This is a genomic window from Microbacterium sp. C-MGS6, assembly GCF_058140415.1.
In genome coordinates, this window is the sequence record NZ_CM176934.1 from 2013677 (window position 1) to 2025239 (window position 11563).

General features: G+C 69.1%; 10 protein-coding genes. 5 read left to right on the forward strand and 5 right to left on the reverse strand.

Going from position 1 to position 11563, the window contains the following annotated elements; translation table 11 throughout:
- Positions 1 to 8: 8 nt before the first annotated feature.
- Genes sufC through sufB form a run of 4 tightly spaced genes read right to left on the reverse strand, consistent with a single transcriptional unit; the run spans position 9 to position 3730 of the window.
- Positions 9 to 779, reverse strand: coding sequence for a Fe-S cluster assembly ATPase SufC (gene sufC, locus AC3B5L_RS09835; RefSeq protein WP_025103648.1), 771 nt, complete (start codon positions 777 to 779; stop codon positions 9 to 11).
- A 3-nt stretch (positions 780 to 782) separates the two neighbouring features.
- The gene (locus AC3B5L_RS09840; protein ID WP_268776213.1) at positions 783 to 1109 is read right to left on the reverse strand and encodes a non-heme iron oxygenase ferredoxin subunit; all 327 of its coding nucleotides are present in this window, start codon (positions 1107 to 1109) and stop codon (positions 783 to 785) included.
- Complete coding sequence (sufD, locus tag AC3B5L_RS09845) at positions 1106 to 2311, reverse strand: Fe-S cluster assembly protein SufD (protein ID WP_366236744.1); 1206 nt, start codon at positions 2309 to 2311, stop codon at positions 1106 to 1108. The genes AC3B5L_RS09840 and sufD overlap by 4 nt, the downstream gene beginning before the upstream one ends.
- On the reverse strand, positions 2312 to 3730 hold the full coding sequence (gene sufB, locus AC3B5L_RS09850) for a Fe-S cluster assembly protein SufB (RefSeq protein WP_136052486.1): 1419 nt from the start codon (positions 3728 to 3730) through the stop codon (positions 2312 to 2314).
- Positions 3731 to 3961: 231 nt separating this feature from the next.
- Between sufB and AC3B5L_RS09855 the strand changes: the two genes are divergently transcribed.
- Both AC3B5L_RS09855 and AC3B5L_RS09860 read left to right on the forward strand, forming a co-directional pair.
- The gene (locus tag AC3B5L_RS09855) at positions 3962 to 5083 is read left to right on the forward strand and encodes a COX15/CtaA family protein (RefSeq protein WP_268776212.1); all 1122 of its coding nucleotides are present in this window, start codon (positions 3962 to 3964) and stop codon (positions 5081 to 5083) included.
- 68 nt (positions 5084 to 5151) lie between these two features.
- A complete protein-coding gene (locus tag AC3B5L_RS09860; protein ID WP_268776211.1) occupies positions 5152 to 5637 on the forward strand; it encodes a hypothetical protein in 486 nt (161 codons plus the stop codon).
- Here AC3B5L_RS09860 and AC3B5L_RS09865 read toward each other — a convergent pair.
- Positions 5583 to 6488 (reverse strand): heme o synthase, encoded by a 906-nt coding sequence (locus AC3B5L_RS09865; RefSeq protein ID WP_187661634.1) that lies wholly within the window; start codon positions 6486 to 6488, stop codon positions 5583 to 5585. The two genes, AC3B5L_RS09860 and AC3B5L_RS09865, sit on opposite strands and share 55 nt — an antisense overlap.
- A 248-nt stretch (positions 6489 to 6736) precedes the next feature.
- Here AC3B5L_RS09865 and tkt point away from each other — a divergent pair, with 248 nt between their 5' ends.
- Genes tkt through AC3B5L_RS09880 form a run of 3 tightly spaced genes read left to right on the forward strand, consistent with a single transcriptional unit; the run spans position 6737 to position 11546 of the window.
- Positions 6737 to 8833, forward strand: coding sequence for a transketolase (tkt, locus tag AC3B5L_RS09870; RefSeq protein WP_490096403.1), 2097 nt, complete (start codon positions 6737 to 6739; stop codon positions 8831 to 8833).
- Positions 8830 to 9942, forward strand: a complete 1113-nt coding sequence (gene tal, locus AC3B5L_RS09875) for a transaldolase (RefSeq protein WP_490095721.1) — start codon at positions 8830 to 8832, stop codon at positions 9940 to 9942. The genes tkt and tal overlap by 4 nt, the downstream gene beginning before the upstream one ends.
- A complete protein-coding gene (locus AC3B5L_RS09880) occupies positions 9939 to 11546 on the forward strand; it encodes a glucose-6-phosphate isomerase (protein WP_490095722.1) in 1608 nt (535 codons plus the stop codon). Before tal ends, AC3B5L_RS09880 begins: the two co-directional genes overlap by 4 nt.
- Positions 11547 to 11563 lie beyond the last annotated feature (17 nt).

An 11563-nucleotide genomic window follows, 5' to 3' on the forward strand; every position in this document is an offset into this window, starting at 1 on the left:
CGATCAGCCTACGCCTCGATGGGAGCGGAGGGGTCGAGGAACCGGTCGTAGCCCTCGTTCTCCAGACGGTCGGCGAGCTCGGGTCCGCCCTCCTCGACGATCTTGCCCGCGACGACCACGTGGACGTAGTCCGGGCGGATGTAGCGGAGGATCCGGGTGTAGTGCGTGATGAGCAGCACACCGAGACCGGTGGACTCCTTCGCGCGGTTGACACCCTCGGAGACGATCTTCAGCGCGTCCACGTCGAGGCCGGAGTCGGTCTCGTCGAGCACGGCGAACTTCGGCTTGAGCACCTCGAGCTGGAGGATCTCGTGGCGCTTCTTCTCGCCACCCGAGAAACCCTCGTTGACGTTGCGCTGCGCGAACTTCGGGTCCATGCGGAGGTTGGCCATGGACTCCTTGACGTCCTTGGTCCACTGCCGGATTGAGGGCGCCTCGCCGTCGAGCGCGGTCTTCGCGGTGCGCAGGAAGTTCGTCACGGTCACGCCGGGGATCTCGACCGGGTACTGCATGGCGAGGAACAGGCCGGCGCGGGCGCGCTCGTCGACGCTCATCGCCAGGACGTCCTCACCGTCGAAGGTGATGGAGCCGGACGTGACCGTGTACTTCGGGTGGCCCGCGATCGTGTAGGCCAGGGTGGACTTGCCGGAGCCGTTGGGGCCCATGATGGCGTGGGTCTCACCAGTGTTCATGGTGAGGGTGATTCCGTTGAGGATCGGGGTGGTCCCCGCCTCGGTCTCGACCGTCACATGCAGGTCGCGGATCTCGAGAACAGACATTCTTCAGACTTCCTTCGTCACAGCGGGATCGATGAGCACGTCGTCGCCGTCGATCTCGACGACGTAGACCGGAACGGGCTCATATGCGGGGAGATTCTGGGGCTTGCCGGTGATCAGGGAGAACGCCGAGCCATGAGCCCAGCACTCCACCGTGTCGCCTTCCACGAAGCCCTCGGACAGCGAGATGTCGCCGTGGGTGCAGGTGTCGCCGATGGCGTGGATGACGCCCTCGCCGTCCTTGATGACCGTGATCGGCACACCGTCCGGCTCGACGCGCAGCGGCGTGTCCTGCTCGAGCTCGGAGACGCCGCAGACGCGCTGCACGGTCACGCGTTCACCTCGGCGAGCTCGGCCTCGATGGCGGCCAGCAGCTCCGACTCCAGGTCGGGGATGCCGAGGCGCAGCACGATGTCGGTGAGGAAGCCGAGAACCACCAGGCGGCGGGCCTCGTCCTCCGGGATGCCGCGAGCCTGGAGATAGAAGAGCTGCTCGTCGTCGAAGCGGCCGGTGGCACTCGCGTGCCCGGCGCCGACGATGTCGCCCGTCTCGATCTCGAGGTTCGGGATGGAGTCGGCGCGCGCGCCCTCCGTGAGCACCAGGTTGCGGTTGGCCTCGTACGAGTCGGTGCCGGTGGCATCCGCACCGATGAGCACGTCGCCGATCCACACGCTGTGGGCGCTCTCGCCCTGCAGCGCGCCCTTGTAGAGCACGTCGCCGGTCGTGTGCGGGCCCTTGTGGTGCAGGTACACCTGGCTCTCCAGGTGCTGGCCGGAGTCGGCGTAGGACAGCCCGTACAGGTAGCCCTCGGAGCCGGCACCGGCGAGCTCGACGCTCGGGTTCACGCGCACCACGCCGCCGCCGAAGCTCACGACGAAGTGCTTGAGCGTGGCGTCGGCCGCGACCCGCGCCTGGTGGGCGGCCGCGTGCACGGCGTCATCGTCCCACTGCTGCACGGAGACGACCGTGAGCTTCGCCCCGTCACGCACGATGATCTCGACGTTCTGGGCGTACTGCGCCGAGCCCTTGTGCTGCAGCACCACCGTGGCGGAGCTGTGCTCGAGGGCCTCGATCACGATGTGGGCATCCGCCCGGCGGTCGGCTCCGGTGCCCGTGAGCGACACGAAGATCGGCGCCGCGACCTCCTCCTCGCGCGGGATGCGGATGTGCAGCGCCTCGGAGGCGCCCTGCCACGCGACGGCGGCGGTGATGTCCTCGGCGAGGAAGACCTCGCCGCGCGGAGCGGTTCCCGCCGTGAGCGGTGCGCCGACGTACTGCTCGCCGGACGTGAAGGAGTACTGCACGCCCTCCTCGCCCTCCGCGGTGCGGAACAGCGGCGTGAGCGCGGCCACCGGCGTGTGCTTCCAGTTCACCTCGCGACCGGTCGGCGTGCCGAAGTCGTCCGGGTCGAACGAGTGCGGGCGCTCGGAGCGGGTCTGCACCGGGACGAATCCCGCGTCCGCCACCTGGGCGGCCGGGTCGATGTGCGCGTTCGTGTGCTGCGCCTCGCTGGGCGCTGTCGTCGAGGCCGCCATTTAGCCGACCGATCCTTCCATGCCCATCTCGATGAGCTTGTTCAGTTCCATCGCGTACTCCATGGGCAGCTCGCGCGCGATCGGCTCGATGAAGCCGCGCACGATCATCGCCATCGCCTCGTCCTCGGGCATGCCGCGGGACTGCAGGTAGAAGAGTTGCTCTTCGCTGACCTTGGAGACCGTGGCCTCGTGCCCGAGCTGCACGTCGTCGACACGGATGTCGATCGCCGGGTAGGTGTCGGAGCGCGACTTCGTGTCCACGAGCAGCGCGTCGCAGCGGACGGTGTTGGCGGAGTGGTGCGCAGCGGCGTCGACACGGACCTCGCCGCGGTAGCCGGCACGGCCACCGCCACGCGCGATCGACTTCGAGACGATCGACGACTGCGTGTACGGCGCCATGTGGATCATCTTCGCGCCGGCGTCCTGGTGCTGGCCGGGACCGGCGAACGCGACGGAGAGGGTCTCGCCCTTGGCGTGCTCGCCCATCAGGTAGATCGACGGGTACTTCATCGTCACCTTGGAGCCGATGTTCCCGTCGACCCACTCCATGGTCGCGCCCTCGTGCGCCACGGCGCGCTTGGTGACCAGGTTGTAGACGTTGTTCGACCAGTTCTGGATCGTCGTGTAGCGCACGCGGGCGTTCTTCTTCACGATGATCTCGACGACGGCCGAGTGCAGGGAGTCCGACTTGTAGATCGGGGCCGTGCAGCCCTCGATGTAGTGGACGTAGCTGTCCTCGTCGGCGATGATCAGGGTCCGCTCGAACTGGCCCATGTTCTCGGTGTTGATGCGGAAGTAGGCCTGCAGCGGGATCTCGACGTGCACGCCCTTGGGGACGTAGACGAACGATCCGCCCGACCAGACGGCGGTGTTCAGCGCGGCGAACTTGTTGTCGCCCGCCGGGATGACGGTGCCGAAGTACTCCTCGAAGAACTCGGGGTGCTCGCGCAGGGCGGTGTCGGTGTCCATGAAGATGACGCCCTGCTGCTCCAGGTCCTCGCGGATCTGGTGATACACGACCTCGGACTCGTACTGCGCGGCGACGCCGGCGACGAGACGCTGACGCTCGGCCTCGGGGATGCCCAGGCGCTCGTACGTCTCGCGGATCTCCTCGGGGAGGTCTTCCCAGCTCTGCGCCTGCTTCTCGGTGGAGCGGACGAAGTACTTGATGTTGTCGAAGTCGATGTCGCTGAGGTCGGCGCCCCACGTCGGCATCGGCTTGCGGCCGAAGAGCTGATAGCCCTTGAGGCGGGTCTTCAGCATCCACTCCGGCTCGTTCTTGAGGGCCGAGATCCCGCGGACGACCTCTTCGGAGATCCCGCGTTTGGCGACGGCACCCGCGGCATCCTCATCGTGCCAGCCGAATTCGTACACCCCCAGACCATCGAGCTCCGGGCGGTCGATCAGCACATCCGACATGCAACACTCTCCTCACAGGTCCCAAACGGTGTCATCCGCCCCGACACACCTGATCCCCGTCGAGTCTGCGGGAGCGGGTGCCGTTGGTGGGCCCTCATCACGGGCGCTTCCATCGCGCCTAAACTGTTGACGATGCTTCAGCGCTGTCAGCGCTCATCGCAACAATCCGATTCTACAGGTTCCGCCTGACGGACGGGCCGTGCGCCACGTCTTCGACGGGCCGGAGGACTTATGCCCGAGACGACCATCCCCACCGCTTCGACGACGCGGGCGACCCCCTCCCCCCGCTCCGCCGTATGGGGTCGCGCGCTCACCGTCTTCGCCTGGCTGTCGTTCCTCAGCGAGACGATCATCATCGGCACCGGCGGTGCGGTGCGTCTGACGGGCTCCGGCCTCGGCTGCACCGAGTGGCCGCTGTGCACACCCGAGTCGCTCGTCCCGATCGTCGAGGTGCAGGGCATCCACGGGATGATCGAGTTCGGCAACCGGCTGATGACCGGCGTCGTCGGGATCATCGCGATCGCCGTCGTCCTGCTCGTCCTGCACACCATCAGCGGCCGCCGGGCGCTCATCAACGCCCTGTGGTTCGCTGTCGGCGGTCTCGCCGGGGCGACGGTCGCCTTCGCCCTGGTCTCGCTCACCGACTTCCCGGCGTTCCCCGTCGCCTCCGCCGTGCTCCTGATCGCGGTGATCGCGGCCGCGGTCCACTCGGTCCGCACGACGCCCGCCCGGCGGGACCTCGTCCTCCTCGCCTGGCTCGTGCTGATCGGCGTCGTCGCGCAGGCCTTGGTCGGCGGCATCACCGTGCTCACGGGCCTGAACCCCTTCATCGTCGGGTTCCACTACACGTCGTCGCTCCTGCTCGTCTGCATCACCGCCGCGTTCCTCGTGCGGCTGGCGACTCCGGAAGGACCGCGCGAACGGGCCGTCCCCACCTGGTTCGCGATCGTGACGCACATCACCGGCCTCGCCCTGGCCGTGACCATCCTGTTCGGCGTGCTGACGACCGGCTCCGGCCCGCACTCCGGCGACGCCGACGTGCTGCGCCGCGGCTTCGACGCCACGGTCCTCGCCCATGTCCACTCCTGGCCGGGCTACATCCTCGCCGCGCTCGTACTCTTCCTGACGGTGTCCGCCTGGGTCCTGCGCCTGGAGCCCCGCCGGTGGCTGCTCGTGCTCGTCATCGCGATCCTCGTGCAGGTCGCCGTCGGTGTCTGGCAGGCGCGAGAAGGGCTTCCGCCCGTGCTCGTGGGCATCCACATGGTCCTGGCATCGCTCTCCGCCGCGACTTACACCGTCGTCGTGCTGCACCTCAAGCGCACCGCGTCCGTCGTACCCGCCCCTGCCGACTGACCTGCCGCACAGACGATCCATAGCGCGCGCACCGGGCGCTCATCACCGCATCGACCATCGTGGTCGACATGAACAAGACACTCACCCGCAGCGCCGGGTTCTGGCTCCTCATCGTCGTCTCCCTCGCCGCGGTCGGAGTCGGCGGCTGGATGATCGCCGGACAGGTCGGCACGATGACCACGACCCTGATGGACGGCACCGCCACCGGTGTCGAGGTGTACGTCGGTCAGTCGCTCGTCGTCGTCGGCGCCGTCGTCCTCGGCGCGGGCCTGGTGGGCCTGCTCCTGTCGCTCGGCCTCGTCGCCGCGCGCACGCTGGTCGCCACCCCCGTCACCGCCGCGCCGATCGTCGAGCAGGAGGCGCCGATCATCCAGGACGAGACGGCCGAAACGGTCTCAGTCCCGCGCGAGGAGCCCGCTCTCCCGGCCGCCGCCGCAGAGTTCGCAGAGCCGCAGGTCGATGCGGAGCCGGCGTCCGCGGAGCCCCAAGCCGACGAGGATCAGAAGGGCAGCAGCGGGTCGATCGCCACGGCGACGAACAGCAGCGTCAGGTAAGTGATCGAGGCGTGGAAGACCCGCATCGGCCGCGCCTCGGTCCCCCGCACCGCCTGGTTGTACAGGCGGTGCGATTCGTAGATGAACCAGCCGCCGAACACCAGGGCGGAGACGGTGTAGACGAGGCCCATGCCGGCGATCGGCACGAGCAGCAGCGAGCAGGCGACCGTGGCCCACGCGTACAGGATGACCTGCAGGCCGACCTGCGACGCGTTACGGGTGACGCCGAGCATGGGCACGTCGACGTCGTCGTAGTCGTCCTTGTACTTCATCGACAGCGGCCAGTAGTGCGGCGGCGTCCAGAGGAAGACGAGCAGGAACAGGATGAAGGCGGGCCAGTCGAGCGATCCGGTGACGGCGGACCAGCCGATGAGGACCGGGAAGCAGCCCGCGATGCCGCCCCAGATGATGTTCTGCTCGGTACGGCGCTTGAGGATCATCGTGTAGATCACGACGTAGAAGAAGATCGCGGAGGCCGACAGGACCGCCGTGAGCCAGTTCGTGGTGAACCAGAGCCACACGGTCGACACGATCGCGAGCGTCCACGAGAAGATCAGGGCACCGCGCGGGCTGACCTCGCCGGTCACGAGCGGGCGGTTCTCCGTACGGTGCATGTGCGCGTCGATGTCGCGATCGAGGTACATGTTGAACGCGCCGGCGGAACCGGCGCTCATGGACCCGCCGATGACGGTCGCGAGGACCAGCCAGAGATCGGGCAGCCCACCCTGCGCGAGGAACATGACCGGAACGGTCGAGACGAGGAGGAGTTCGAGGACTCGGGGCTTCGTCAGAGTCACGTAGGCGCTCACCGTGCGACCGATGGACGACTTCCGTACGGTCTGATCAGACATCGTCGAGATCTCGATCGCCTCCTCCGCGCGCGTTACCGGACAACCTCTCCAGTGTATGACACGCCGTGACGCCTTCCGCGCCTTCCGGCCCCCGGCCGCCGGGACCGTCACCGCTATGCTGAGAGCACTCGCGCGCCCGGTGCTGCGCACAAACCCGCCCGTCCCCGGACGATGCGGGATGCGCCAGGGAAGTTGCGGATGCGCCAGGGAATACCGGCGCCCTCGAAACTGTCGGAAAGGGCATGAACGTGTCGGAATTGCAGTGGGACGAGATCGATCGACGCGCGGTGGACACCGCCCGGATCCTGGCGGCCGATGCGGTCGAAAAGGTCGGCAACGGTCATCCCGGCACGGCGATGAGTCTGGCCCCCGCCGCCTATCTGCTGTACCAGCGTGTGCTGCGGCATGACCCGACCGACACCGACTGGCTCGGCCGCGACCGCTTCATCCTGTCGGTCGGCCACTCGTCGCTGACGCAGTACGTGCAGCTCTACCTCGGTGGGTTCGGCCTCGAGCTCGACGACCTCAAGGCGCTCCGCACGTGGGGTTCGAAGACGCCCGGCCATCCCGAGTACGGCCACACCAAGGGTGTCGAGATCACGACGGGTCCGCTGGGCCAGGGCCTCGCCTCCGCGGTGGGCTTCGCCTACGCCGCCCGCTACGAGCGCGGCCTCTTCGACCCGGAAGCCGCGGCGGGCACCAGCCCGTTCGACCACTTCGTCTACGTGATCGCAGGCGACGGCGACCTGCAGGAGGGCGTCACCAGCGAGGCCTCCTCGCTCGCCGGTCACCAGCAGCTCGGCAACCTCATCGCCATCTACGACTCCAACCAGATCTCGATCGAGGACGACACCAACGTCGCCTTCACCGAGGACGTGGCCGCCCGCTACGAGGCCTACGGCTGGCACGTGCAGACCGTGGACTGGAAGAAGACCGGCGAATACGTCGAGGACGTCGCCGAGCTCCACGCCGCGATCGAGGCCGCCAAGGGCGAGACCGACAAGCCGTCGCTCATCATCCTCAAGACCATCATCGGCTGGCCGGCCCCCGGTAAGCAGAACACCGGGAAGATCCACGGATCGGCACTCGGAGCCGACGAGCTCGCCGCCACCAAGAAGGTCCTCGGGTTCGACCCGGAGCAGACCTTCGTGGTCGCCGATGACGTGCTGGAGCGCACCCGCGGCCTCGCGGAGCGCGCCGCCGAGGCCCGCGCCGCCTGGCAGGAGTCGTTCGACGCCTGGGCCGCCGCCAACCCCGAGCGCAAGGCCCTGCTGGACCGCGTCGAGGCGCACGAGCTCCCCGCCGACATCGCGGAGGCCCTCCCGGTCTTCGAGGCCGGCAAGGACGTCTCCACCCGCGCCGCGTCCGGCCAGGTCATCAACGCGCTGGCCGCGCAGCTCCCCGAGCTCTGGGGCGGCTCCGCCGACCTCGCCGAGTCGAACCTCACCACGATCAAGGACGCGCCGTCGTTCATCCCCGCCGAGTGGTCGACGCACGAGTGGTCGGGCGCCCCGTACGGCCGGGTGCTCCACTTCGGCATCCGCGAGCACGCGATGGGCGCGATCGTCAACGGCATCGTGCTGCACGGGCCCACGCGCGCCTTCGGGGGCACGTTCCTCATCTTCAGCGACTACATGCGTCCGGCCGTGCGCCTTGCCGCGCTGATGAACGTGCCGAGCGTCTTCGTCTGGACGCACGACTCGGTCGCCCTCGGCGAGGACGGCCCGACGCACCAGCCGATCGAGCAGCTCGCGACGCTGCGCGCGATCCCGAACCTGGCCGTCGTCCGTCCGGCGGACGCCAACGAGACGGCCGCCGTGTGGCTCGAGATCCTCCGGCGCCACGAGGGCCCGGCCGGCATCGCGCTGACCCGCCAGAACATCCCGGTGTTCCCGCGCGGCGAGGGCGAGGCTTCGGGCGATACCTTCGCCTCCGCCGCCCAGGCCGTCAAGGGCGCCTATGTGCTCGCCGAGGCGCCCGGCGGCACGCCGGACGTCATCATCGTCGCGACCGGCTCCGAGGTGCAGCTCGCGGTGAACGCCCGCGAGGTGCTGGCCGGCGAAGGCGTGAACGTCCGCGTCGTCTCCGCCCCGTCGCTGGAGTGGTTCGCGGAGCAGGATGACGCCTACCGCGAGAGCGTGCTGCCGTCGTCCGTCACCGCCCGCGTGTCGGTCGAGGCCGGTTCCGTGCTCACCTGGCGCGGCATCGTCGGCGACCGCGGTCGCTCGGTCGGCATCGACCACTTCGGCGCCTCCGCCGACTACAAGACCCTCTTCGAGAAGTTCGGCATCACCACCGAGGCCGTCGTCGCGGCCGCCCGCGAGACCATCAAGGAGAACGCATGAGCACCCCCACCGCCCAGCTCGCCGCCGCCGGCGTCAGCATCTGGCTCGACGACCTCTCGCGCACCCGCATCTCCTCCGGCAACCTCGCCGAGCTGATCGCGTCGCGCAACGTCGTGGGCGTCACCACGAACCCGACCATCTTCGCGAACGCGATCACGGACAAGAACGACACGTCCTACGACGCGCAGGTCACCGAGCTCGCCGCGTCCGGAGCTTCCGCCGAGGACGCCGTGTTCGCCGCGACGACCCAGGACGTCCGTGCCGCGCTCGACGTCTTCCGCCCGGTGTGGGAGGAGTCCGGCCACGTCGACGGTCGCGTCTCGATCGAGGTCTCCCCCGACCTCGCCCACGACACCGACGGCACCGTGGCGCAGGCCAAGGAGCTGTGGAAGACCGTCGACCGCCCCAACCTCCTGGTCAAGATCCCGGCCACGAAGGAGGGGCTCCCCGCGATCACCGAGGCGATCGCGAACGGCATCAGCGTCAATGTCACGCTCATCTTCAGCCTGGAGCGCTACGCCGAGGTCATCGACGCCTACCTGACGGGACTGGAGCGCGCGCACAGCGGCGACTTCGACCTGTCCAGCATCCATTCGGTCGCCTCGTTCTTCGTCTCGCGCGTCGACACCGAGACGGACAAGCGTCTGTCGGCGATCGGCTCCCCCGAGGCGGAGGCGCTCAAGAGCAAGGCCGGTCTCGCGAACGCGCGCCTCGCCTACGAGCTGTTCGAGCAGAAGTTCGCCGAGAAGCGCGCACAGGACCTCCTCGCGCTCGGCGCGAACCTCCAGCGTCCGCTGTGGGCCTCGACCGGCGTCAAGGACCCGAATCTCCCCGACACGCTGTACGTGACCGAACTGGTCGCTGACGGCGTCGTCAACACGATGCCGGAGAAGACCCTCGAGGCGACGTTCGACCACGCCGTCGTCACGGGAGACACCATCACCGGCGGCTACGAGGAGGCCCGCGAGGTCTTCGCCGGGCTCGCCGAGGTGGGCGTCGACTTCGACGCCGTCACCGAGGTGCTCGAGGAGGAGGGGGTCGCGAAGTTCATCGACTCCTGGCACGATCTGCTCGCGCAGGTCACCGAGGCTCTGGAGGCGCAGCGATGACCTTCGCCATCCACGCATCGGGCGCGGCGCGCGTCGCGATCGAGGAGACCGTGCCCGCCTTGGTCCACGACCTCGTCGCCTCCCGCATCACCGGTGGCGACGCCACGCTCTGGGGTCCGGCCGCCGAGGCCGAGGCTTCGGTCCGCCTCGGCTGGGTCGAGGCCGTCTCGGTCTCCCGCCCGCTGGTCGCGGAGATCGTCGCGCTGCGCGAGGAACTCGCGGCGAAGGGCGTCACCCGCGTGGTGCTGGCCGGAATGGGCGGCTCCTCGCTCGCCCCCGAGGTCATCGCGCAGACCTCCGGCGTCCCGCTCACCATCCTCGACTCCACCGCCCCGGGTCAGGTGCTCGCCGCCCTCGACGAGGGTCTCGCGGAGACGGTCCTCGTCGTGTCGTCGAAGTCGGGCTCCACGGTCGAGACCGACTCGCAGCGCCGGACCTTCGAGGCCGCCTTCCGCGACCTCGGCATCGATCCCACCGAGCGGATCGTCGTGGTCACGGACCCCGGCTCCCCGCTCGACGCCTCGGCACGCGAGGCCGGCTACCGGGTCTTCAACGCCGACCCGAACGTGGGGGGCCGCTACTCGGCGCTGACCGCCTTCGGTCTCGTCCCCTCGGGACTCGCCGGCGTCGACATCGACGAGCTCCTGGACGAGGCCGAGGCCTCGCTGCTCGAGGTGGCCGTGGACTCCGCCGACAACCCCGCACTCCGTCTCGGAGCCGCGATCGCCGCCACCAGCCCCCGCCGCGACAAGCTGGGTCTGATCACCGACGGCACGCACATCAAGGGGCTGCCGGACTGGATCGAGCAGCTCATCGCCGAGTCCACGGGCAAGGAGGGCACGGGCATCCTCCCGGTCGTCCTGCTCCCGGTCTCGCCGGAGCTGGACCCGGTCCCCGCCGACCTCCAGATCGTGCGTCTCGTCGACGACGCCAACGAGTTCCACCTGCACGAACGGCACGAGGGCGAGATCCTCGTCAGCGGCACGCTCGGCGCGCAGTTCATCGTCTGGGAGTACGCCACGGCGATCGCCGGGCACCTCCTCGGGATCAACCCGTTCGACCAGCCCGACGTCGAGTCGGCCAAGGTCGCCACCCGAGGTCTGCTCGACGCGCGCCCGGAGCCGACGGCTCCCGCGTTCGTCGAGAACGGTGTCGAGGTCCGGGTCTCCGACCCCGCCCTCGCCGCGTCGGGAACGGTCGAAGGCGTGCTGGACGCTCTCTGGGCGCAGCTCCCCGCCGACGGCTACGTGTCCATCCAGGCGTACGTCAACCGCCTCGAGGTGCCGCAGCTCCAGGGTCTGCGCGAACTCGTCGCCGCCGACTCGGGGCGCCCGACCACGTTCGGCTGGGGACCGCGCTTCCTGCACTCCACGGGCCAGTACCACAAGGGCGGCCCCGCCCAGGGCGTGTTCCTGCAGATCCTGGAGCGCACGGACGTGGACCTCGAGATCCCCGACCGCCCGTTCACGTTCGGGCAGCTCATCCAGGCGCAGGCGGCCGGCGACGCGGGCGTGCTCGCGGAGCACGGACGGCCCGTCGTCTCGCTGACGATCACCGAGTCCTCGGACGACGTGCTCGCCCTCTTCGAAGCCGCACAGAAGTAATCGCAGGAGAGCCCCCA